This is a genomic window from Sorangium sp. So ce124 (assembly GCF_051525235.1).
Taxonomy (GTDB): domain Bacteria; phylum Myxococcota_A; class Polyangia; order Polyangiales; family Polyangiaceae; genus Sorangium; species Sorangium atrum.
In genome coordinates, this window is record NZ_CP150312.1 from 12,201,135 (window position 1) to 12,224,516 (window position 23,382).

The window sequence follows — 23,382 nt, forward strand, 5'->3', positions numbered from 1 at the left end:
GGCCCCGAGGAGGCGACGTGCCGGAGGGCCCGGAACAATGTCTCGCGGGCCCCGACCCCTGTCGAGGGGCACGCGAGGTGCAGCTTCCAATCCATGATGGACTGTACCGTCAATGTTGAATCATGGATCAACCATGACCGGATGCCGGCGGCCATGCAGAGCCGGTCAACCCGTCCATGATGGACATCGCGTCCGGCCGTCCCACGACGGACATCGCATCTTCGGTCCCATGATGGACACCGCACCTGCCAGCTCATGATGGACACCGCACCTGCCAGCTCATGACGGCTTGTCACGAACGGGCAAGGAGCAGCGACGGGAAGCCGCCAGCGGCGACAGGCAGGGAGCAGCGACGGGAAACCGCCAGTGGCGACGGGCAGGGAGCAGCGACGGGAAGCCGCCAGCGGCGACAGGCAGGCGCCAGCGACGCGCCTCGGCGGCGGCGCCGGATCAGCGGCCCGACCAGACCGGGGAGGCGCTGTTCATCTCGAGCGCCTCCATGCGCCGCGCCGCGGGCGTGGGCGGGGCCGCCGCGGCCGCGCGCGCGGTCTTCCGCGCGCTCGCGACCGCCGAGGCCGCCTGGACGGCGCGCTCCTTCTCCTTGTCCGACCGGGCGCGCGCCGCCTGCTGCCGGAGCCGGTCCTCCGCTGCCGCGAGCTTCGCCTCGGCCGCGCCGAAGTTGCCCGCGCTCACCTCCTGGGCCGCGTCGAGCTGCATCATGCCCGCCTCCATCACCGCGGCGATCGTCTGGGTCTTCTCGTTCTGGTGCGCGGCGACGAGGGCCGGATCGCTCGTCACATCGTAGCTGGCGACCACCTCCTGCACGCGCGGGAGGTTGCCGCTCTCGGCGTCGCGGAAGTGGAGCCGCACGCTCGCCAGCGGGTGCGAGCCGGCCGCCGGCGCGGTGACCCGAGCCCGCACGAGCATCTCGCGGTGCTGCCCGCCGAACATCGTGCCGAGCAGCACCCGGAGCGCGTCCCCGGAGCGCTCGGTGCGCTCGTTGGGGACGTCGAGCAGCTCCACGCCGGGCGCCGGGACGATCTCGACGAACGCGCCCGTCGCCGCCGTCGTCTGGAGCAGGGCGAGCTCGCGCTCGAGGACAGAGGACATCTCGCGCGCCTCGGTTAGGTGGTACAGCCGGCCGCTGGAGCCGATGGCGAGCGCGTTGAGCGTGCGCTCGTCGTAGTCGGCCCCCACCCCGATCGACGTGACCTGCACCCCGTGCGCGGCGCCGCGCTGGGCGAGCGCTCCGAGGATGTCGGGAGAGGAAGGCCCGATGTTCGCCTGGCCGTCCGAGATGAGCACCACGCGCCGGACAGCGCGCGTCGACGGCGCGGCGAGCGCGTGCTGCTCCGCGAGCTGGAGGCCAGCGAAGAGGTTGGTGCTGCCGTCAGGGCCGAGCGCGGCGATGGCGCGCGCCACCGCGGGGCGCGTCGACGGGCCGAGCACGGTGGGCGAGACGCGCGCCTGCGCGGTGTCGGCGAACGACGCGACCGAGACGAGGTCGCCGTCGGGGAGCCTGTCGACGAACGCCTGCGCGGCCGCGCGCGCGTTCTCCATCTTGGGGCCTTGCATCGAGCCGGAGGCGTCCACCAGCAGCACGACCGCCGCCGGCGCGCGCTGCTGTCCGCGGGCCGCGCGCGCCGCCGGGACATCGATCCACACGCCGAGCTGCGTCTCGCGCCTCCCCGGCAGCACGAAGTCGCTCGCGCCCGCGGCGCCGATCCACACGCCCTGGTTCCCCGAAGGCCGCGGCTCCGGGCGGGACGACGGCGCCTCGGCCGCCGCCGCGGAGGGCTCGGCCGACTCCGTCGGGGCCACGGCCACGGCGACCCGCTTCGCCTCCTCCCCCTTCGTCGCGTCCTCCCGCGCCGCTGCGCCCGACGCGGCCGCCACCGCCGCGGCGCTCGTGCCCGGAGGCGCCGCCGCGCTGGCCGTGCAGCCCAGAGCCGCCCATCCCATCAGCAATCCAGCGAGCATCGTCCGCATCGAGAAGCTCCTTCCGCCGCAAGCCATGGCGCGGCCCACGGGGGGACCGCGTCCCTCCGCCGCGATCTCCCGGACCCCGCAGCGCGCGGCTTCTACGGACCGGGCCGAAAAAAGATCTCCGGGAGAGCCCGCGCCGGCAGCACCACCGCCGGCCCTCGCACCGGCGGAACGCCGCCGCTCCGCGCCCGGAGCCCCCTCCGAGCACACATCCATGGGTCGTCCCTGCCTGACTCCAGGGCACATCTCGAGATCTCACGAGATCCGCGACTCCCAACGTCCCTCTGTCGATGGTTCAGGTCTTGCTCATTCACGACCATCGACAGGCGATCGCCGGAGCGCGGCGCCGAGACACGATGCGCCGCACGGAGCGGCGATGCCGGAGGAGGTCGATCCGATGCAACTCGCGCGCAGCAAAACTCCAGCTCTCCTCGCCGCGTTCGCGGCGGTCTTCCTCGCTGTCGGGAGCCTCCTTGCTTTGCCGGGCTACACGCTCACCGGCACGGGCGTCCGCGTGAGGACCATCGGCGTGGTCGACATCGATGTCTATCGGATCAGCCATTACATGGAGCAGCTCCCTGCCACCAAGTCCAAGGAGGCTGTCATCGACATGGACACGGGGAAGAAGTTCGTCTGGACGATGCTCCGCGACGTCGACCGCGCGAGCATCGTCAAGGCGCTGCGGGACGCCTATGCGTTGAACCGATACACGGACACGCCGAAGATCGAGAGGTTCGTGGCGGCGTTCAAGGGAGACCTCAAGGCGGGAGCAGAGGTCACCATCGCGTACGACCCGCGCGCGAAGACGACCACCGTCACGGTCGCCGGCGGCGGGACGGCGACCGTGGCAGGCGTCGATTTCATGAAGGCCACCTGGCGGATCTGGCTGGGCAAGATCGATCAGCCCACGCTGAGCGACGCCCTCATCGCCAGGCTCCGCTGAGGCAGGCGAGGCCCCGTCAGTCCGACGGCCTGTCGCGCACCACGAGCACCGACCGGTTCGTGTGGTTCACGACCTTCGCCGCCGTCGTGCCGAGCACCTTGTCGATGCCCGAGTAGCCGTGCGACCCGATGACGATGAGATCCGCGTTCTCCTCGTCGGCCGTCCGGCAGATGACCTCCCAGGCGACGCCGACGTGGATCACGACCTTCGCGAGGAGCTCGGGCGGCACGTCGCGCGCGAGCTGCGAGAGCTCCTCGCGGTCGCTCCGCTCCAGGATCTCGGGGACGCGGGTCGGCGACTCGTTCAGCGCTTCCGCGGGCAGGCTGTGGTGAAGCCCGATCCCGCGCACGAGCACGAGCTTGCCGCCGAGCTTCTGCGCGAGGTCGACGCCCTCCGCGAGGACGAGCGACGCCTTGGGGGAGCTGTCCAGTGCAACGAGGATGGTCCGGGGGTGCTTGAGACTCATGGCGTCCGCCTTTCGTGCGGTGACGTACCGCACCTTCTTTAGCCGACCTGGCGCCGGACGCGCAGCGCATCGCTCGGCGGCGGCGCCCCGCGCCTTCGCGCCGGCCCGGCCGCCTGCGCCGAGCACGGAGGACGTGCGTCCAGCGTGGATCAGGCCCGGATCGTCACGCCATGGCCTCGGTCGTCCGTGAGGATCTCGAACGCCGCGCGCCGCGCCGTCGTCAGGGTCTCGATCCCCACCTCACGGCCCAGGCTCTTCCGCCGCAGGGTGACGGTGCAGGCCCCGATCTTGGTGTTCAGGCAGTGCTTCACGCCGCCGGGAGGGTTCCTGTAGGCCAGGCCGACGAAATCGCCGGCGGACCCGGAGATCTGCCCCTCGACGCTCAGCCGATCGGTCTCCGTCCGGAAGCGCCAGGTGAAGTAGTCGAACGAGGCGTCGGCGCGGACCGACTGGACGAGCGAGGTGAGCGCGATCTCCTCGCCGCGGTGCCGGAGGACCAGCGGCGTCATGTTCGGCGTCCAGAACGGTCCGACCTTCAGTCGGGCCGTGGCGACCTCGAGGAAGCTGTCCGGGTGGCTGTCGAACCCGGCGACCTGCCCCCAGGCGTACAGGTCCGTGTGCTTCGTCCCCCAGTTGTGGTTCTGGCTGCCCACCCAGCCCGAGACGTCCACCCCGCGCCCGGCGACGCGGAGGAGGCCGCTGTAGACGGCCATCGGCGCGCCGACCAGCGCCTTCGCCTTCGGCAGCGGGGCGCCGTAGAGGGCCGCGGGGAGCAGCAGGAGAGGCTCCCCGCCGCCCTCGTACGCGAGGTCCCAGGTGATGGCGTCCTCCCCCTCGCCCGCCGCGCCGGTGAGCCTGCCGAGGCTCAGGCGGGCGCCGTCGATGGCGACCGACAGGCTGTCGCGGGCGAAGGAGCAACGCCCGGCGAACGGGACCTCGCGCTTGGCGACCACGTGGCGCCCCGACTCGCCGTCGAAGTAGACCGCCCAGAGCTCACCCTCCGCGGCCTCGGGCTTCCCGGCCGGGCTGAACAGCGTGTACCGGATCCAGAAGGCGAGCGGGCGCGTCGGGTGGTTCGCGCGCTGGAAGAAGCTCTCGTAGAAGCCGCCCCGCTGCCCCGGCCGGTAACGCGCGTGGTTCGCCCGCTCCCGGATCGTCCTCGCCTTCGCGCGCGCCATCGAGCCCCCGCTCCTCCAGCCTAGTGCCCCCGCTTCGACCCGCCGCTGAGAAGATCGCCGATCACCCGCTCCAGATCGTCGAGCGAGATCGGCTTCGCGATCTTCGGGTTGTCCACCCGCTCCACGAACTCGCGCGCGCTCGGCGTGAAGGCGCCGCCCGACATGAAGGCCATCTTCGGCAAGAGCTGCGGGAACCGCTCGCCGATCTCGTCGTACAGGGCCATCCCGCTCATCTGCGGCATCAGGAGATCGCAGACGATCGCGTCGATCCGGCCGCCGCGGTCCCGCAGGAGGTCGAGCGCCTCGTGGCCGCTCTTCGCCACGAGCACCTCGTGCCGCTCCTCGAACGCGCGCGCGAAGGCGTTGAGCAGCATCGGCTCGTCGTCGACGAACAGGATCGTCCCGCGCGACGACGCGCGCGGCGGCTCCGGCGGCGGCCGCGGCGCGGGCAGATCCGTGGGGTTGAGGCCGGTCAGGCGGATCGTGAAGACGGTGCCGACGCCGGGCGTGCTCGACACCGTCATCGTGCCGTGCTGCTCCTCGACGATGTTGCGCGACACCCAGAGCCCGATGCCCGGGCGCGCGCTCTCTTCCTTCGTCGTGAAGAACGGGTCGAAGATCCGCTCGACGACCTCCGGGGTCATCCCGCGCGCGTTGTCCTCCACCTCGACGTGGTGGACGCCGGCGTCGAAGCGCGTCGTCACGCGCACCATGTTCTCGTCGCGCGGGCGCTTCGGCATCGCCTGCGCCGCGTTGATGAACAGGTTCACGAACACCTGCGAGAGCTTGCCCGGATAGCCGACGAACGGCGGCATCTCGCCGTAGCTGCGCTCGATGCGGCAGAGCTGGCTGAGCTGCGGGCCCGTCATGCGCAGCGCGAGCTCGATCACGTCGACGAGATCGACCCGCTCGGGCTTGCGCTCGCTGCTGCTCGAGAAGAGGTTGAGGTCCGTCACGATGTCCCGCATCCGCTCGACGCCGGCGAGCGCCTCGTGGCACGAGCGATCGATGAGGTCGATGGCGCGCAGCAGGTCCTCGTACGAGCCCGAGGCGACCGGGCGCGCCGCCGAGACGAGCTTGTGCGCCCCGCTCCGGATCTGCTCGAGGTTCGCCATCACCCACGCCATGGGGTTGTTGAGCTCGTGCGCGACGCTCGCCGCGACCTGGCCGATCGAGGAGAGCTTCTCGCTGTGGAGGATCTGCGCGCGGCGCGCGACCTCCTCGGTGACGTCGCGCATGAGCGCGAGCGAGGCGTCCTCGCCGTAGAGCCGCGTGATCCGGACCGTCATCACCTTGGTCAGGCCGGCGCGCGTCCCGCAGCGGATGGTGCCCTCCCGCGGCGCCTCGGCCCGGGACGCCGACAGCACGAGCGTGCGCAGGGCCGGCACGTCCGCCGCGACCGCGAGCGCGGTGATCGGCCGGCCGATCCACGCCTGCCGCGAGTGCCCGAAGAGCGCCTCGAACCGCACGTTCAGCCGCGTCAGCATGCCCTCCTGGTCGATCGTCGCGAGGACGTCGGACGAGAGCTCGACGATCTCGCGGTAGCGCTCCTCGGAGGCGAACAGCGAGCGCTGGGCGTACGCCTCGGCGAAGCGGTGCTCGAACTGGAGCAGCAGCGCGTCGACGGCGCGGAGCACGTCGATCGAGGACGAGCCGTCCCCCTCGGCGTCGTCGTGCGTCGTGTCGAGCACGCCCGCGACCGCGGTGCGGAACTCGGACGCGGCGATCAGGGGACCGCTGATCGAGTACCCGGTCGCGTAGCGCTGCTCGACGAGGTGCGTGATGAACTCGTCGAGCAGCGTCTCGCTGCCGTCCTCGAGGATCCTGGTGAACGCGGCGAGCCAGGAGCGCACGTTCTCCGTGACCTCGCCCACGGGCCGATCGGTGTACCGGCCCCGCTCCGGCGGCAGCGCCAGCACGTTCTCGATCCAGTCGTCGATGAGCTCGTCCTTGTGCCGCTTGCAGAGGTCCAGCAGCCGCCGGCGCGCGAGCGCCATCGACGTCTCCGCGTTGGTCGGCGGCCCGTGGATCTGCGAGCGCCGCTCGCCGTCCCCCCCGCCGCGCGCGCCCAGCGAGTCCGGGACCTGCGAGCGCCGCTCGCCGTCCCCCCCGCCGCGCGCGCCCAGCGAGTCCGGGACCTGCGAGCGCCGCTCGCCGTCCCCTCCGCCGCGCGCGCCCCACGACTCCGGGATCTGCGAGCGCCGCTCGCCGTCCCCTCCGTTGCGCGCGCTCCGCGCCTCCGGAAGCTCACGCTTGGCTTCCTCGTCCGCTGCCATCGCCGTTACCTGCCGCGGAGGACCTCGCAGCCCATGAACGCCCGGAGCGGCTCCGGCACGACCACCGTGCCGTCCGCCTGCTGGTACTGCTCGAGGATCGCGATGACCGTCCGCCCCACCGCGAGCGCCGACCCGTTCATCGTGTGGACCAGGCGCGGCTTCGCCTTCGGCTCGGGCCGGTAGCGGATCTGGGCGCGGCGCGCCTGGAAGTCGCCGAAGTTCGAGCAGCTCGAGATCTCGCGGTACACCCCCTGGCCGGGCAGCCACACCTCGAGATCGTACGTCTTCTGCGAGCCGAAGCCGAGATCGCCGGTGCAGAGCGCCGAGACCCGGTAGTGCAGGCCGAGCCGCTTCAGGACCTCCTCGGCGTGCGCGGTGAGCAGCTCGTGCTGGCGGGCGGAGTCTTCCGGCGCCGAGAACCGTACGAGCTCGACCTTGTCGAACTGGTGCTGCCGGATGAGACCGCGGACGTCGCGCCCGTGGCTGCCCGCCTCGCTGCGGAAGCACGGCGTGTAGGCGGTGTACGCGATCGGGAGCGACGCGCCGTCCAGGATCTCGTCAGCGTGGAGGTTCGTGACAGGGACCTCGGCCGTCGGGATGAGGTACAGGTCGTACGCCCTCTCCGGGTCGCTCTTCTGCGTCTTGAACAGGTCCTCGGCGAACTTGGGCAGGTTGCCCGTGCCGAACAGCGCCGTGTCCTTGACGAGGAAGGGCGGCAGCACCTCGAGGTAGCCGTGCTCGCGCGTGTGCAGGTCGAGCATGAACGAGATCAGCGCCCGCTCGAGGCGGGCGGCCGCGCCCATCAGGACGGTGAAGCGCGCCCCCGAGAGCTTCGCCGCGCGCTCGAAGTCGAGGAGGCCGAGGGCCGTGCCGATGTCCCAGTGCGACTTCGGCGCGAACGAGAAGCTCGGCTTCTCGCCCCACGTCCGGACGACCACGTTGCCTTCCTCCCCCGCGCCCACGGGCACCGACGGGTCAGGCAGGTTGGGCACCATGGAGAGCAGCTCGGTCATCCGCTTCTCGAGCTCGGAGACGACCTGCTCGGCCTCCTTGATCCGCGTCGACAGCGCCTTCAGCTCGTCGCGCTTCTGCGCGAACTCCGGCGATTTCTTGTCGAGGCGCGCCATCGCGTCGTTCGCCGCGTTGCGCTCCGCCTGCCACCGCTCGAGCTCCTGGATGTTGGAGCGCCTCGCGCTGACCGTGGAGGCGAAGTCGTCTCCGAGGCTGGCGGCGGCGGCGGGCGAGCGAAGAGCGAGCGCCGCGCGCACCTCATCGAGGTGCTCCGCGACGTAGCGAGGATCGAGCATACCCCAGGGTTTAGCCGAAGCCTGCACGCGCGTCAGCAGCCGCGACGCGCCGCTCCGCATTCAAAGATGGGCCCGCTCCTCGCCGCAGGCTGGCGGCCTGGCGGCGAGGAGCGGCGTGGCAGGAGGCGCTAGGCGCTGGCGCCCAGGCTGCGCAGCACGAACTGGAGGATGCCGCCGTGCTGGTAGTAGTCGACCTCGTTCGGCGTATCGATGCGCGCGGTGACGGTGAACGTCTTCTTCGCCCCGCCTTCCCCGGTCGCGACGACGTTGAGCTTCTTGCCCGGCGTGAGGTTGTCCGAGATGCCGTCGATCTCGAACACCTCGCGCCCGGTGAGCCCGAGGGTGGACGCGTCCTCGCCCGGCGCGAACTCGAGCGGAAGCACGCCCATGCCGACCAGGTTCGACCGGTGGATGCGCTCGAAGCTCTTCGCGATGACCGCGCGCACGCCGAGCAGCTTGGTCCCCTTGGCCGCCCAGTCGCGCGACGACCCGGTGCCGTACTCGGCGCCGGCGATCACGAGCAGCGGCACGCCCTCGTCCTTGTACTGCATGGCCGCGTCGTAGATCGTGGTCTTCTCGCCGTCGGGCAGGTGCACCGTGATCCCGCCTTCCTCGCCGGGGCGCAGGGCGTTCTTGAGGCGGATGTTCGCGAACGTGCCGCGCATCATCACCTCGTGGTTGCCGCGGCGGGCGCCGTACGAGTTGAAGTCGGCGGGCGCGACGCCGTGCTCGACCAGGTACTTCGCGGCGGGGCTGTTCTTGGCGATGTTGCCGGCCGGGGAGATGTGGTCGGTCGTCACCGAGTCGCCGAGCAGCGCGAGCACGCGCGCGCCCCGGATGTCGGTGAGCGGCGCCGGATCCTTCGACAGGCCCTCGAAGAACGGCGGCCTGCGCACGTAGGTCGAGCCCTCGTCCCACACGAACGTCTGGCCGCCCGGGACCGCGAGCTTCTGCCACTCCTCGTCGCCGGCGAAGACGTTCTCGTACTGCACCTGGAACTGCTCGGGCCGCACGGCCGTCCGGATCGCCTCGTTGACCTCGGCCGAGCTCGGCCAGATGTCCTTGAGGTACACCGGCTCGCCGTTGCGATCCGTGCCGACCGGCTCCTTGAAGAGGTCGGCGTCGACGTCGCCGCGCAGCGCGTACGCGACGACGAGCGGCGGAGAGGCGAGGAAGTTCATCCGCACGTGCTGGTTGATGCGGCCCTCGAAGTTGCGGTTGCCCGACAGGACGCTCGCCACGACGAGATCGTTGTTGCGGATCGTGTCGCCGATCACGTCCGGCAGCGGCCCGGAGTTGCCGATGCAGGTCGTGCAGCCGTAGCCGACCATGTGGAAGCCGAGCGCCTCGAGGTACGGCAGGAGCCCCGCCTGGCGCAGGTAGTCGGTGACGACCTTCGACCCGGGGGCGAGCGACGTCTTCACCCACGGCTTCACCGTGAGCCCGCGCTCGACGGCCTTCTTCGCGAGCAGGCCCGCGCCCAGCATGACCGCCGGGTTCGACGTGTTGGTGCAGGACGTGATCGCGGCGATCACGACCGAGCCGTGGCGCAGCGTGTAGCGCGTGTCGCCCTCGGTGATCTCCGCGGGGCGCATGATCTTCTCGAGCGCGGGGACGCGCGCGGCGGCGTTGCCGGCTCCCTCCTCGAGGAACGCCTTGACCGCGGGCGCGTCGGCCCCGGCGAACTCCTTCTCGAGCATGCCCTGGAGCGAGGCGCGGAAGGCGCGCTTCGCGTCGCGCAGCGGGACGCGGTCCTGCGGCCGCTTCGGGCCGGCGATCGACGGCACCACGTCGCCGAGGTCGAGCGAGAGGGTGTCGCTGAAGACGGGGTCCGGGGTGCTGTCCGTGCGGAACAGCCCCTGCTCCTTGTAGTAGGCCTCGACGAGCGCGACGAGCTGCGCGGGCCGGCCGGTGAAGCGCAGGTACGCGATCGTCTCGTCGTCGACGGGGAAGAAACCGATCGTGGCGCCGTACTCGGGCGCCATGTTGGCGATCGTGGCGCGGTCCGGGAGCGAGAGCGCGCTCAGGCCGGGGCCGTAGAACTCCACGAATTTCCCGACCACCTTCTTCTGCCGCAGCATCTGCGTCACCGTGAGGACGAGATCGGTCGCGGTCGCGCCCTCGGGCAGGCTGCCGTGGAGCTTGAAGCCCACGACCTCGGGGATGAGCATCGAGAGCGGCTGGCCGAGCATCGCCGCCTCGGCCTCGATGCCTCCGACGCCCCAGCCGACGACGCCGAGCCCGTTGATCATCGTTGTGTGCGAGTCGGTGCCGACGAGCGTATCCGGGTAGACCAGCGTGCCCTGCCGCATGACGGCGCCCGCGAGGTACTCCAGGTTGATCTGGTGGCAGATGCCCTGGTCGGGCGGCACCACGCGGAAGTTCGTGAACGCCTGCGCCCCCCATCGGAGGAACGCGTAGCGCTCCTCGTTGCGCTCGAACTCGAGCGCCGCGTTCACCTTCACGGCCGTCGAGGACGCAAATCGGTCGACCTGGACCGAGTGGTCGATCACGAGATCGACGGGCTGGAGCGGGTTGATCTTGAGCGAGTCGCCGCCGAGCTTCGCGAGCGCCTCGCGCATGGCGGCGAGATCGACAACGGCGGGGACGCCGGTGAAGTCCTGGAGCAGCACGCGCGCGGGGTGGAAGGCGATCTCCTGCGAGGGGCGGGCCTTCGGGTCCCAGTTGAGGACGGCCTCCACGTGGTCCTTGCGCACGACGCGCCCGTCCTCGTGGCGGAGGAGGTTCTCCAGGAGGATGCGGAGCGAGAAGGGGAGCTTGTCGATCGACGCGCCGCCTTGCGCCAGCGAGGTGAGCTTGTAATAGGTGTATGTTTCGGCTTGAACCGTCAGCGTGCTCTTGGTGCCAAAGCTGTCGACCATGCGGCCTCCTCCAACGTCCGGAGCGCCCTTGTAGGCGCCCCGAAGCCGCTAATCTAGTGTTATGTGCGCGCGTTTCACCCTCGCCGTTCCGGACTTTGCGACCCTCATCGCGCTGCTCGAGTCGTCCTCTGGCGCGGGCCGAGCAGGTGGCGGTCCGGCTCGGTCGATTGCCGCTGATCCGGAGATAGCGGCAAGGTTTCGGCCTCGTTTCAACATCGCACCTGCGACCGTCCACCCGGTGCTGCGCGCTCGGGACGGCCGGCGCGCGCTGGTGGCGGCGACCTGGGGTTTCCTGGGTCGATTCGCGAGCGGCGGCGCCGGGCCTTCGCTCCTGGCGAACGCGCGGGCGGAGAGCGCGCGGGCGAAGCCGACGTTCCGCGAGGCGTTCGCGGCGCGCCGCTGTGTGGTGCCGGCGGACGGCTTCTACGAGTGGACCGGGCCCAAGGGCGCGCGGCGGCCCACCTGGTTCCACCCCGCGGAGGGCGGGCTGCTCCACCTGGCGGGGCTTTACCAGCCGGCGAAAGACGCCGACACGGGGGAGCCCGACCTCCGTTTCACGCTCCTGACCACCGAGGCGAACGCCGACGTCGCGCCGATCCACGACCGGATGCCGGTCCTGCTGGGCCCCGGGGACGTGGACCTCTGGCTCGGCCTCGGTGACGGCGCGGACGCGGATCGGGCCGAGGCGCTGCTCCGGCCGGCGCCTCGCGGCGCCCTCGCGGCGCGCGCCGTCTCGCCGCGGGTCAACTCGGTCGCCCACGACGACCCCGCCCTGCTGCAGGAGCTCGCGGCGGAGACCGCCCCGAAGGCCGCTTCTCCGAAGGCCGCTGCCCCGAAGGCCGGCGGCACGCTTCCGCTGTTCGATCTCGATGGCGGCGCGAGGCCCGCCGTCCCCTCCGGCCGGACCTCGCGCCGCTGATCTGCGGCAACGTGCGTTGATGTGCGCTCGTGACGGTCAGCGCGCGGAGGCGCTGCTCGCGCGACCGCCCTTGCGGCCCGTGCGGCTGGTCTTCGCCGGCCGGCTCGCCTTGCGCGCGGGCGCGGCTCGCCCGGTCTTCGTGGGCGCCGTGGCCGCTGTCTTCTTCCGTCCGGTCGCGGCGGTGCGGCGCCCCTTCTGCGCGCCCCGCGCCGGCTCGGCGCGCTGCGTCGACGCGCGCTTCGGCGCGCGCTTCGCGGGTGGACGCTTGGCCGCCGCCTTGCGCGCCTGCGGCTTCGCTGCGCGCGCGCGGCGGCCGGCGGCGGGCATGCTCTTCGCGACGTTCCGAGCGAGGAGCGCCTCGACGTCGCTCTCGCGCACCTGGCCGAAGCGCATCGCCAGGCGGCTGCCGAGCTCCTCGAGGCGCTCGGCGCCCATGGCGCTCTCGACCTGGGGGAAGAGCTCCTTCTCCTCTTCCTCGACGTGGTGCTGCACGAGCTCCTTCAGCACGCCGAGCCTGGCGTGAAAGGTTTCGTCACCCGGCTCGGTGCTGAGCAATTTCTGCAACATGACGTCGACGAGCGCGTGCTCCTCGTACGAGGTCGTGATCAGGGGGGAGGCGCCGAGCGCCTCCCGGCTCTCGGGATAGAAGAGCTCCTCCTCGATGGCCGTGTGGCTCACGAGGGTCGCCACGAGCTCGTCGCGGAGCGCGCTGATCTCGTCGTTGTCAGCCTGCGACATGCGCTCGAAGAGCTCTTCGACTTCCTGGTGATGCTCCTTCAATAGGTCGGTCGCCTTCATGCGGGGACTCCTCTCACGGAATGATGAAGCGCCGTCGAGGCGCTTGGCCTGTGCGGTCTGCGGGGTTTGCGCGAAGCATGCCAGGCGCCTTCCGCGCGCGAAGCGAGCGCACGACGCGCACGCGCGGGCGCGGGCGTACGTCGATCGGCCAACCCGCGCGGGGGCGTCGCGGCGCGCGCGACGCGGGGCGTGCTGCCCCGCAGCGAGGCGTCATGGCAACGCTGGAGCGTGATCGCGCGCGGCCTGCGCGATGTCGCGGACGCCTTCGCCCGCGCAGGGCGCCGGCGCGCCGCCGGGCGCCGTCAGCGGGCTCTCCCCGGCTCGCAGGCGCGGGCCTACGTCGATCGCGCGCGCCTCAGTTCGCGCCCCATACGTTGAGCACGGCCGCCGTTTCCGCGTCGATCGTGGCCGGCTCCCGTTGCGCCGCGGGCGCGCGCACGGACAGGTCGAACGTCACGGTGCGCCGGAAGAGCGACACGGTGGCGAGGGGCATCACCTCGCGACGGTTGAAGGCGCAGGTCGGGTCCACGTCGAGGTCACAGAGAAAGGGGGGAACGCCGAGTCGACCCGAAAGCACGAGGTTGCCCCAGCGGGTGGAGTAACGATCGCCGAGGGCGGCGATCTGGGGGCCGCGCTCGACGCCCTCGAGGCCGGAGGCGACCGCCGCCAGATCCTTCCCGAGCGGCTTGCGGGCGAACGACAGGCCGAGGGCGGCGATCGCCGTGCGCGCCACGTCGATGATCTCGGTCGGGGCAGCGACGCGCTGGCCGGCGTACAGATCACCGGGAAAGTGGACATAAAGCGGGAGCGTCAGGACGGGCTCCTGGAGGTCCATGCCCTCGCCGTAGAGCGCGGCGTCGGAGCGCCCGCTGGCCAGATCGCCTGTCACGATGAAGAGGGTGTCGTCCCACAGGCCAGCGGCCTTGAGGGTCCCGATGAGGTTGCCGAGGGCGCGGTCCTGGCCGGCAAGGGCGATGGAGAAGAGGTCGCGGATCCTGTCGCGATCCTCGGGGCTGAGCACATCGCGCCGCCGGCTCCTCAGCCTGGCCAGCACCTGAGCGGCGCGTCGCGGCTCGACGGGGCCGGCGTAATCGGCGGGCTTGAGGGCGTTCAGCTCCTTCGGGCTGACCTCCCAGGGCGGATGGCCGCCGCGCGCGTGGACGAACGCGAGGAGGCGGTTGGAAGCGTCCTGACGGACGGTCTCGCTGATCCAGGCGGCGGCGGCGTCGATCGGGGTGGTGGCTGGCTCGCCGCTCGTCGGGGGATGCTCGAGGACCCGGGACCAGCCGGGCCCGAAGCCGAACGCCCGGAAGGTGGTGGGGACGCCGGTGAAGAACCCGGTGCGGATGCTGCTGTCGCTCGCGATGGCGCCGATGGTGGTGACATGGGCAGGGAGGCGGGCCCCGGTGTCGGCGACGGTATGGGCCGGCGGCGGAAGGCCGGTGAGCAGCGACGCGGCCACGGCGGACACGACCGTGCTCGGCCCCCGGTGGTGATCGAACGTCGTCGCCGACGTCGCGAGCTCCGAGAGCGTGGCGAGGTGCGGCTCCGGACGACCGCTCCAGGGGGGCAGATCGGGCCGCTCGACCCCGTTCATGGCGACGATCACGACGGCGCGCGCAGCGGGCACGGACGGAGGAGGCTCCGGCGATCCGGCGAGGACGGGGTCGCCGAAGAGGATGCGCCCGCCGCGGGCCGCGGCGGCGGCGCGGAGCTCGAGGGAGATGAGGGACCCGGCAAAGGGCGCGAGCGGCAGCTCGACGTCGGTCCAGGCCGCCTTGTCGCCGCCCTCGACGTGGACGCGATGGATCACGAGCGGCTCCTGGCCGTCGCGGAGGACGCGGATCTCGGCGTCGCCTTCTCCTGAGCCCAGCGCGCCGATGGCGGTGCGGAGGCGGGTCACCCTGGAAGGGCGAAAGGCGCAGCGGACCGCGCCCGGCGCGCGCAGCGCGATGGACCGGTGGGGGACGCCCGACAGGGCGGCGGCGGGTGCCACGACGTCCCGCAGGGTCGGGGGGCCGTACGTGGCCGGGTCCTCGTCGGGGATGCCCACGCGCACCCAGTCGACGTCGGCGAACGACTCCCCCTGGCGGAGCCGGCCGGAGAACTGGAGCGTGAGGGTGTGCAGGCCGGGATCGGCGGGGAGCGTGGTGGTCGGGGTCGAGGCGATCCGGATCTGGTCGCGCTGGAGGCGGAGCGTTCCGAGGAGCTGATCGTCCAGGGAGACGGTGGCGTACTTGGAGGTGAGCCCGACGGCCCGGGCGGACACGAAGATGGGGCTCGCGGACGGCAGGACGAACGTGAGCTTGATCTGCCGCTCCGAGATCCGCGCCCAGGTCGATCCATCGTGCTCGACCGCCTGGATGCCGGTGGGCACGGTCCCTTGCCACGCGAAGCGGCCGATGAGCGCGTTCGCGCCGGTATCGAACAGGAGCCCGCGGTGCTCGAGATCGCAGCTGGGCAGCTCGTCGATGAGGTGTACGACGTCGCGCGCCGGCGGCGGAGGCGCCGCCTGCGGGCTCGCGGACGCCGTGGCCGGGGCGCCGGAAGGCAGATCCCGGGTCGACGACTCGCACCCGGTGCAACCGGAGAGGAGCGCGGCCGCGGCGGAGACGAGCGTGAGCGCGGAAGCGGAAGCAGAAGCGGAACGGCGGGTTCGGATCACGCGGGCGCGCACGGGGCGTCCTCTACCACGAGCGGGGTCCCCTGCCTGTGGCTGGGCACCCCGGGGCGAGCGCGGGCTCCTCGATTGCCTGCTCGATTGCCTGGAGGAGCGCTCGCGGCGCGCTCAGCGGCGCCACGGCGGCGCGACGCGGAGCCGGGTGAGGCGGCCGGCCTTGACGACCGCGAACCGCACCCGCTCCTCGTCCCGGAGCTTCGCCCGGATCTCGTAGGCGCCGTCCTTGGGCGCGAGCGGCAGCTTGACGCTGCCGGTGCCGACCTTCCGGCCATCGACGAAGAGCGTGTCGCCCGCGCCGGCGATCACCTCCAGCATGCCCTGCCCCTCGGGCACCTTGTGCTCGGCGGCCAGCGGCAGCGTCTCGGGGAGCACCGGGTTGGCCGTCGTCTCGCCGATCGGCCCGGCGGCAGCCGCGGCCGGCGTGGCGGCGACCGCCGCCGCGACCACGCTCGACGAGCCGACGGCGGCAGGCACGGCAGCGCCGGCCGGGGCAGCTGTCGCGGGCTCTGCGGCTGCCGGGCCCGGCTGCTCTGGGGGCGGCGAGGCGCCCTGCAGCTCGTGATCGCGCGACAACCGCGCGGCCACCGCGAAGACGAACGCCGCCACCGCGAAGAGGACCCACATCGTCGTGCGGTTGTCGCGGGCGGGCGGCTGCGGCGTCGGCACGTAGGCCGACGGCCGGCGCACGCGGCGCGGCGTGGGCGACTCGTCGACGGCGGGCGCCGGGGCGGGGGCTGCGAGCCGCGCGGCGGGCGGCGCCGCGGGGATCTTGAGCGCCGCGGGCGCCGGCGCCTCGACGACGGGCGGCGGCGGGAGCGAGCCCAGCGTCAGCAGCCGCTCGGGCTTCGGGTACTCCAGCGCGGGCAGCGTGGCCTCCGGCCTGCGGGGCGCGGGCGCCACGCCCGGCACGGCCGGCGTCACGCCCGCCAGCACAGCGGCCTCCACCTGGGGGCTCCGCGCCGCGCGCACGCTGACCACATCACCTCGAACCTCGGCGAGATCGCTCGGAACCCGCGCGCTGACCAGCGCGCTGGCGAGCGCGCTCGCCTCCTCCTCGCCCGCGCTCGCGAACGCCGTGTCCTCGTCCTCGCCGTCCACGGACAGCACGGGGATAGACATGGCCGAGCCCGGCCCCGACACCGCCGAGCTCGGCGCCGCCGAGCCGCGCGCCGGCATGGCCGATCTCGGCGCCACCGAGCCGGGCACCACCGTGAGCTGGTCGTCGGTGAGCTCGTTCGACGCGCGCGACGACGCTGCGGCGACGTCGCCGGCGAGCTCCGCCGGCAGCGCCACGATCGGGGCGGCCCGCTCCGGGAGGCGCCGCACGCCGCGGAGCGTCTCCTCCTCGTAGGCCACGGCGGGGGCGAGCAGGTCGTCTCCCTCGCGGCCGATCACCCGACGCACGCCGCCGCGCGCCGCGACGTCGTTCAGCACGTCCTCGACGAGGCTCGCGGCGAACTCCCCCGAGGTGATGACCGATCGCGGCGAAGTCCCCCGGGCGAGCGCCCTCAGGAGCGAGCGCGCCGGCTCGGGCGTCGCGTCGGCGGTCGCGCCCATCCCCTCCAGGTCGAGGACGACGCGCTCGACCTGCATCAACGGCGGCCCGTGGAACAGCCGCTGGGCGGCCCGGGCCGCCGCGATCGCGGGCAGGAGCTGCTCCGCGAGCGTCCCCTCGAACCCGGGGCGCGGCGGCGCGGCGAGCTCGCTCTCCGGCGCGGGCGCCACGACGAAGCGGCCGGAGCCGACGCCGAGGAGCGCCGCGAGCACCGAGGGGCCGCGGTGGAACGTCCCGTCCTGCGCCGTCCGCGTCGCGCCGGCGGGGCGGCCGTCCTTGAGCAGCACCTCGTACAGGAACGCGGCGTCCCGGACCGACACGAGCGCGTCGGGCCGGTGCGCGCACGAGAGCGACAGCAGCGTCCGCGTCGTCATGCCGTCGAGCCGCCCGCGGACCTCTCCGCCCGTCGCGATGCGCTCCGCGACGCGCCGCCTGCCCCGCAGGACCTCGTGCACCCGCTGCACGAACGCCGTCGCGCTCTCCTCCTTGCGGAGGTAGCCGTCGGCCTGGGCGCCGAGCTCGCGGAGCCGCTGGAGCAGGTCCTCCTTCCAGGAGAGCAGGATGACCGGCACGTCGCGCAGCGCGACGTCGCGCTTGAGCGCACGGCAGAGGGCGAAGCCGTCGAGCCGCGGCATCAGCACGTCGCTCACGACCAGGTCCGGCGTCGTCTGGTACGCGAGGTCGAGCGCCCGCGCGCCGTCGTGCGCCTCGTGCACGTTCGCGCCCGCGGCCCGGAGCACGCCGGCGAGGAACCACGTCACCGCCGGATCGTCGTCCGCCACCACGATGTCGAGGGCGTCGAGCGCCGCGTCGTCGGGCACCGCGCTCGACGCGAGCGACGCGAGCGACGCGCTGATCGTGCGCGCCGGCGACTTCGCGCGGATCTCGCTGTGCAGCCGCGAGCGCTCGCCCTCGGGCGTGCTCGGCGCGATCATCCACGGGGCGAGCGGCAGCGCGCCCTCCGGCCCGTTCGGCGAGAACCGCACGCCGCCCTGCGAGCGGATCGTCACGAGATCGCGGATGCGCGCCACCGCGCCCCAGAGCGCCGCGAGGACCTCCGCGCCGTCGCCGAGATCCACGTGCGCCCCGCGGCTCCTCGGCTCGGCGGCGTCGCAGAGGCCGCGGCGCAGCTCCGCGGCGAGGCGCGCGCCGAGCTCCTCGAGGCTGACGGCCCCGAACGGCCCGCGCACGGCGCGCGAGGCTTCAGCGCGCACGCAGGCCGCCGCTGCTTCCGCGGCGGCGCGCCGGAGCGCGTCCGGCGACACGGGCTTCGGCAGCGCGCGCGCGGCGCCGAGCGCCAGGTACGGAGCCGCGTCCTCCGGCCGCGCGAAGCGGCCGACGGCGACGACGGGGACCAGGTCGGTCAGCGGATCGGCGGCCAGCGCCTCCGCGAGCCCGCGCGCGCCCGGCATGTCCGCGTCGAGCAGCACCAGATCCGGCGCGAAGGCCCGCGCGAGATCGATCGCCGTCTCCACGTCGTCGGTCCGCTCCACCTCGAACGACGGCCCGACGTCGGCGCTCGCCGCGTCGAGCGCCTCGGCGAGCGGCGCGGCGCCCACGACGAGGACCGTGATCGGCGCGTCGATCGAAACGGCCGACGCGGCCTCCGGCGCCTCGGCGGGGGGCGCCTGCTCCACGCCGCGCGTCGAGGACGCGCGGGCTTCCTCTTCATCGTCGAGCGAGAGCGGCTCGGGGGCGAGCGCGCGGCCGTTGCTCACGCCCGCGATCCACGTCGTGGCCTGGCCCTTGGCCGCGGCCGCGCCCGTGGCTTCCGGCCGCGCGCCGGCGCCGCGTGCGTTCGGCGGATCCGCGGCAGCGCGCGCGCGGGGCGGCGCCGACGCCTGCTCGAGCGGCGCGGCGGCGCGCGGCGCCGGCGCCTGCTCGCCCATGGCCGACTGCCCCCAGGCCAGGGCGGGCAGCTCCTCGAGCAGCTTCCGCAGGGCCGCCGCGGCCTCGCCGCTGAGCCGCGCGCCGTTCGCGGCGGCGAGCTGCGACTCCCCTTCGGCGAGCCGCTCGGCGACGCGCGCGAAGCGCAGGAGGCGCGCCCCCGCGCCGAGCGAGTGCAGGCGCCGCTTCAGCTCCTCGACGAGCCGCGGCGCATCTCCGTCTGCCTCGATCCGCCGGACCATCTCGCGGAGCTCCGCCACGCGGCGACCCAGGTTCGCCACGAACTCGGCGCGCGCTCCGCCCAGCCGCTCGTGCCGAGACTCGCTCGCTGCATTGCTGCGCGGCCCCGCGTGCTCCACTGCCCTCGATCCTACGCCCATTGGCGGTCCCGTATCACAGGAGGATCGGACACCCGAACTTCTCGGCGATCGAGCCCCCCGCGCCGGCCGCGCGCGGGCGCCCCCGGGTCACCTCACGGCGGTCCCAGCTCGGCGGCGATCTGCTCCCGGACCCATGCGCCGGCGGCGCGCGTGCCGAGCGTGCCGCCCACATCGACCGTGCACATCCCCTTGTCGAGCGCCTGGGAGACCCAGCGCTCGATGCGGCGCTCTTCCTCGGGCCACCCGAGGTGAGCGAGCAGCAGCCCCGCGGTGAGCATCGCCGCGAACGGGTTCGCGATGTCCTTGCCGGCGAGCGGCGGCGCCGACCCATGCACCGGCTCGAACAGCGCGACCCGCCCCGGATCGGACGCGTGCACGTTCGCGCTCGCCGCCATGCCGAGCCCCCCCTGCAGCGCCGCGCCGAGGTCGGTCACGATGTCGCCGAACAGGTTGTTCGTCACGATCACCTGGAACTGCGCGGGATCCTGGATGACGTACAGGCAGAGGGCGTCCACGTAGACGTGGTTCGACTGGATCTCCGGATACTGGGCGCGCACCTCGTGGAAGACGCGCAGCCAGAGCTCGTGCGCGTGCCGCATCGCGTTCGACTTGTCCGCCATCGTGACCCGCGTCCGGCCGTTCGCCCGCGCGTAGTCGAAGGCCGCGCGGATGATCCGCTCGACGCCCTTCCTCGTATTTACGTCCTCGTTGATCGCGACCTCGTCGGGGGTGCCGCGTTTGAACTGCCCGCCCATCCCGACGTAGATCCCCTCGGTGTTCTCGCGGAACACGACGAAGTCGATGTCCTTCGCCGTGCGGCCTTTGAGCGGCACCAGCCGGTCCGACAGCGCGCGGACGGGCCTCACGTTGGCGTAGAGGTCGTAGCCGAAGCGCATGCCAAAGAGGATGTCGCGCGCGTGCTCCAGGTTGGGCACGCGGGGATCACCCAGGGCGCCGAGGAGCACCGCCGAGCACTCGCGCTGGATGGCTATCTGGATCTGGTTCGGAAAGGTCGTCCCGTCGCGCAGGTACCGATCGGCGCCGAGATCGAGCTCCCAGAGGTCGATCGGCAGCCCTGCTCGCGCCTGATAGAGCTCGAGCAGCAGCTTCGCCTCGTCGATGACGGACGGACCGATGCCGTCACCGCCGATGATCGCTATTTTCTTGTTTTTTCTGGCTGCCACGAGGTCGCGCTCCCGGTCAGCCGAGCGCGCGTTCGACCGGCACGTACTCCAGCCGGTGGGCCGCCGCGACGGGGCCGTAGGTCACGTGGCCGCCGTGGGTATTGATCCCGAGGGCCACGGCCCTGTCGGCCTTGGCCGCGGCGACGATGCCCTGGTTGGCGATCGCCACCGCGTAGCCGATCGTCGTGTTCGTGAGCGCCCAGGTGCTCGTGTGCGAGACCGCGCCTGGCATGTTGGCGACGCAGTAGTGAACGACGCCGTGCACCTCGTAGGTCGGGTTGTCGTGCGTCGTCGGGCGGCATGTCGCGATGCACCCTCCCTGATCCACGGCGACGTCGACGACGACCGTCCCCTTCTCCATGCGTCGGATGAGCTCTTCGGTCACGAGCTGGGGCGCCTTGGCGCCGGGCACGAGCACCGCGCCGACCACGAGATCGGCGCGCTCGCACATCGTCTCGATGTTCTCCGCGTTGGAGTAGAGCGTCTCGATCGCGCCGCCGAACACGTCTTCGAGGTAGCTCATCGTCTCGGCGCGGACATCGAGCACGGTGACCTGCGCCCCCATCCCGACCGCGATGGTCGCTGCGTTCCGGCCGACAACGCCGCCGCCCAGGATCGCCACGCGGCCGCGCCGCGTCCCCGGCACGCCGCCGAGGAGCACGCCCTTGCCGCCCCGCTCCTTCTCCAGGCACGAAGCGCCGACCTGAACGGCCATCCTGCCGGCCACCTCGCTCATCGGCCGCAGCAGCGGCAGCGAGCCGTCCTCGAGCTGGATGGTCTCGTACGCGACGCCGGTCACGCCTCGCTTGGCGAGCTCCCGGGTGAGATCCGGCTCGGCGGCCAGGTGCAAGTAGGTATAGAGGAGGAGACCCGGGCGAAAGTGGCCGTACTCGGCAGGGAGCGGCTCCTTCACCTTCACGACCATATCGGCGCTCCACGCTTCCGCTGCCGACCTCGCGATGAGAGCGCCCGCGCGTGCGTAGGCTTCGTCGGAGAGCCCGCTGCCTTCGCCGGCGCCGGTCTCCACGAGGACCTTGTGCCCGTGCCCGACCAGGGCCCGGACTCCCGCGGGCGTCATGCCGACGCGGTACTCACGTGTCTTGATCTCCTTGGGGACTCCGATAAGCACGATCGCGCTCCTCTCCTCGCCGGACTGCTGAAGCGAGGCGTGTGCGACGATAGCAGAAACCTGTTCTCGCAACGCCGTGCGCCGCCGAGTCGAACGCCGGTTTCCGAGGTGAGAAACCCGGAAGATCCGTTCCAAAGCGACGTTTTCGTCGGCCGGTCACACGCCCGCGGCGGCTTCGAGCGCGGCGCGGACGAGCAGCGTGATCTGTCCCGGTGAGGCGAGATCGAGCGGCCCCATCATGGCCTCTGCGTCGAGCAGCAAGAGCTCCAGGGCCTCGCAGTGCGCCGCCAGCGCGTCCTCCCCGCCATCGCCGAGCCGGACGACCGCGGCCGCGCCGTGCAGGGCGAGCGGCCAGGCTGGCGCGAAGCTCTCCTCGATGGGGAGGCCGACCAGGGCGAGCTCGACGGCGTCGCCGAGCCGGATCACGCCGAGCGGCCTCGGGATCGCCGCCTGCGGCGGAGGCTCGGCGGGGACGACGGCGTCTCCGATGCGGCGGACCGCATGAGAGAGCGTCGCCATACGGCGCGTGCTCGCGGCGATGACGAGGTGAGGCGGCGGCGCGAAGCCCGGCCGGGCCAGGCGGGTCACGAGGGACCGGAGGACCGGAAGGTGCTCGGACGGCGCGAACGGCGTCGTGAGGTCGGCGAGCGAGATGCGGCGGATCTTCCCGGAGGCCGTCAGCTCCATCAGGACCTCGAGGATCAGGAGATCCGGCCCGCTGATCTCGTCGAGCAGCTCGTCGAGGTTGTGCGGCATCTGGAGCAGCGCCGTCAGCTTCTCGGCCACGGCGGTGCGCTCCGCGGGCTCCCCGAGGGGCGCCGGCGGCGACGTCGTCGGGGAGCGGAGCGCGTCGAGCCGGAACGCGGCCGGCTCGGCCGCGCGGAGCGTGGGCGGCGGCGGCATCGAACCGACGCGGTTGCCCTTCACGTCGCTCGCCGGCATCGGCGCGGCGGTGAAGTCGGGCACCGAGCTCATGGCGTTCGCCAGGGGTGCGGCGCTCGCTCGGTCCGCCGCGTCGCCGAAGGTCGCGTCGACGCTGAACGCCTCGTGGTCCGGGAGCGGGGACAGGTCGAGATCGTCGCTCGCGGGCTCGGTCACCAGGAAGGCCTCACCGGCCGGCGCGAGCTCCGCTCGCCGGCGCTGGACCTCGTCGACCTGGCGGAGCGCTTCCATCAGGAGACGCGAGGTCGGCGCCATGATGCGGCGCACGCTCGCCGGTTCGCCGGGCGAGAAGGCGAAGTGTCCGTCCCGCTCTCCGAGCAGCCGATAGAGCGCCTTCTCGCCCTCGAGGCGGCGGTAGACGGCATCGATCACCTCCCCTGCCGAGAGCCGGAGCTCCCCTGCCCCGGTCGGCGTCGTGATGCCGAGGGTGCCGCTCCGGCGGTTCATCGCGAGCAGCTGGAGCAGGTCGACGAGCGGGGCCTGCTCGAGATCGCCGCGGATCTCCTGCGGCACCGTCGGCTTGGAGCCGCGCGGCGACGCCTCGGTGATCCGCGAGACGATGTGATCGACGTCGCCGCGCAGGACCTCGTCGAAGCCCAGATCGCCCTCGGCGCCGTCGACGAGGAAGAGGATCGGGGTATCGGCGAGGTCGGGGACGGCGGCGAACGCGTCCGCGAGCGCGTTGTCCTCGTCGAGCGCCCTGGCGGCGAGCACGACGTCGGGCCGGCGCTTGAACGCCTGCTCCACGGCTTCGAACGCGCCGTTCGCGTTGGTCACGGTGAGACCACGCGCCCTGAGCGCCGACGCGAGCGCGCCGAGCGCGTCCACGTCCGAATCAACCAGCAGCACCCTGCGAGACACTGGATCGGC

General features: G+C 72.7%; 14 protein-coding genes. 2 read left to right on the forward strand and 12 right to left on the reverse strand.

All coding sequences use genetic code 11. The annotated features are described in order from the left end of the window. Nucleotides 1–450 precede the first annotated feature (450 nt). On the reverse strand, nucleotides 451–1,989 hold the full coding sequence (locus WMF19_RS45780; protein ID WP_437896106.1) for a vWA domain-containing protein: 1,539 nt from the start codon (nucleotides 1,987–1,989) through the stop codon (nucleotides 451–453). A gap of 394 nt (nucleotides 1,990–2,383) precedes the next feature. Between WMF19_RS45780 and WMF19_RS45785 the strand changes: the two genes are divergently transcribed. Further along, complete coding sequence (locus WMF19_RS45785; RefSeq protein ID WP_437325880.1) at nucleotides 2,384–2,929, forward strand: chalcone isomerase family protein; 546 nt, start codon at nucleotides 2,384–2,386, stop codon at nucleotides 2,927–2,929. A 16-nt stretch (nucleotides 2,930–2,945) separates the two neighbouring features. Here WMF19_RS45785 and WMF19_RS45790 read toward each other — a convergent pair whose 3' ends face one another. From WMF19_RS45790 to acnA, 5 genes are all read right to left on the reverse strand, one after another. Next, the gene (locus WMF19_RS45790) at nucleotides 2,946–3,395 is read right to left on the reverse strand and encodes a universal stress protein (protein ID WP_437896107.1); all 450 of its coding nucleotides are present in this window, start codon (nucleotides 3,393–3,395) and stop codon (nucleotides 2,946–2,948) included. Nucleotides 3,396–3,544: 149 nt separating this feature from the next. Beyond that, a complete protein-coding gene (locus tag WMF19_RS45795) occupies nucleotides 3,545–4,573 on the reverse strand; it encodes a hypothetical protein (RefSeq protein WP_437896108.1) in 1,029 nt (342 codons plus the stop codon). Nucleotides 4,574–4,593: 20 nt separating this feature from the next. Further along, entirely contained in the window at nucleotides 4,594–6,849 is a 2,256-nt protein-coding gene (locus WMF19_RS45800; RefSeq protein ID WP_437896109.1) for an ATP-binding protein, read from the reverse strand. Nucleotides 6,850–6,854: 5 nt separating this feature from the next. After that, a complete protein-coding gene (gene serS / locus WMF19_RS45805; RefSeq protein WP_437896110.1) occupies nucleotides 6,855–8,156 on the reverse strand; it encodes a serine--tRNA ligase in 1,302 nt (433 codons plus the stop codon). A 128-nt stretch (nucleotides 8,157–8,284) separates the two neighbouring features. Further along, a complete protein-coding gene (gene acnA, locus WMF19_RS45810) occupies nucleotides 8,285–11,038 on the reverse strand; it encodes an aconitate hydratase AcnA (RefSeq protein WP_437896111.1) in 2,754 nt (917 codons plus the stop codon). Between the two features lie 61 nt (nucleotides 11,039–11,099). On the opposite strand from acnA, the gene WMF19_RS45815 reads away from it, so the two are divergent. Next, nucleotides 11,100–11,957 carry an SOS response-associated peptidase gene (locus WMF19_RS45815; protein ID WP_437896112.1) on the forward strand — a complete coding sequence of 286 codons (858 nt, stop codon included), beginning with the start codon at nucleotides 11,100–11,102 and terminating at the stop codon, nucleotides 11,955–11,957. A gap of 36 nt (nucleotides 11,958–11,993) precedes the next feature. Here the strand turns inward: WMF19_RS45815 and WMF19_RS45820 are convergent, their stop codons facing one another. The 6 genes from WMF19_RS45820 to WMF19_RS45845 form a co-directional block, all read right to left on the reverse strand. Then, nucleotides 11,994–12,755 carry a hemerythrin domain-containing protein gene (locus WMF19_RS45820; RefSeq protein ID WP_437896113.1) on the reverse strand — a complete coding sequence of 254 codons (762 nt, stop codon included), beginning with the start codon at nucleotides 12,753–12,755 and terminating at the stop codon, nucleotides 11,994–11,996. A gap of 355 nt (nucleotides 12,756–13,110) precedes the next feature. Further along, nucleotides 13,111–15,420 carry a sulfatase-like hydrolase/transferase gene (locus tag WMF19_RS45825; RefSeq protein WP_437896114.1) on the reverse strand — a complete coding sequence of 770 codons (2,310 nt, stop codon included), beginning with the start codon at nucleotides 15,418–15,420 and terminating at the stop codon, nucleotides 13,111–13,113. Between the two features lie 123 nt (nucleotides 15,421–15,543). Beyond that, a complete protein-coding gene (locus tag WMF19_RS45830; protein WP_437896115.1) occupies nucleotides 15,544–19,236 on the reverse strand; it encodes a response regulator in 3,693 nt (1,230 codons plus the stop codon). A gap of 113 nt (nucleotides 19,237–19,349) precedes the next feature. Beyond that, a complete protein-coding gene (locus WMF19_RS45835) occupies nucleotides 19,350–20,441 on the reverse strand; it encodes an isocitrate/isopropylmalate dehydrogenase family protein (protein ID WP_437796378.1) in 1,092 nt (363 codons plus the stop codon). A 16-nt stretch (nucleotides 20,442–20,457) separates the two neighbouring features. After that, the gene (gene ald, locus WMF19_RS45840; protein ID WP_437796379.1) at nucleotides 20,458–21,570 is read right to left on the reverse strand and encodes an alanine dehydrogenase; all 1,113 of its coding nucleotides are present in this window, start codon (nucleotides 21,568–21,570) and stop codon (nucleotides 20,458–20,460) included. A 156-nt stretch (nucleotides 21,571–21,726) separates the two neighbouring features. After that, nucleotides 21,727–23,340, reverse strand: coding sequence for a DUF4388 domain-containing protein (locus tag WMF19_RS45845; protein ID WP_437896116.1), 1,614 nt, complete (start codon nucleotides 23,338–23,340; stop codon nucleotides 21,727–21,729). Between the last annotated feature and the right edge of the window lie 42 nt (nucleotides 23,341–23,382).

What these genes read in the sequence shown, in the direction of transcription:
- WMF19_RS45815 (WP_437896112.1), top strand. Translation starts at nt 11,100, where the DNA reads ATGTGCGCGCGTTTCACCCTCGCCGTTCCGGACTTTGCGACCCTCATC.
- WMF19_RS45790 (WP_437896107.1), bottom strand. Translation starts at nt 3,395, where the DNA reads ATGAGTCTCAAGCACCCCCGGACCATCCTCGTTGCACTGGACAGCTCC.
- WMF19_RS45785 (WP_437325880.1), top strand. Translation starts at nt 2,384, where the DNA reads ATGCAACTCGCGCGCAGCAAAACTCCAGCTCTCCTCGCCGCGTTCGCG.
- serS (WP_437896110.1), bottom strand. Translation starts at nt 8,156, where the DNA reads ATGCTCGATCCTCGCTACGTCGCGGAGCACCTCGATGAGGTGCGCGCG.
- WMF19_RS45780 (WP_437896106.1), bottom strand. Translation starts at nt 1,989, where the DNA reads ATGCGGACGATGCTCGCTGGATTGCTGATGGGATGGGCGGCTCTGGGC.
- acnA (WP_437896111.1), bottom strand. Translation starts at nt 11,038, where the DNA reads ATGGTCGACAGCTTTGGCACCAAGAGCACGCTGACGGTTCAAGCCGAA.
- WMF19_RS45820 (WP_437896113.1), bottom strand. Translation starts at nt 12,755, where the DNA reads ATGAAGGCGACCGACCTATTGAAGGAGCATCACCAGGAAGTCGAAGAG.
- WMF19_RS45795 (WP_437896108.1), bottom strand. Translation starts at nt 4,573, where the DNA reads ATGGCGCGCGCGAAGGCGAGGACGATCCGGGAGCGGGCGAACCACGCG.
- WMF19_RS45800 (WP_437896109.1), bottom strand. Translation starts at nt 6,849, where the DNA reads ATGGCAGCGGACGAGGAAGCCAAGCGTGAGCTTCCGGAGGCGCGGAGC.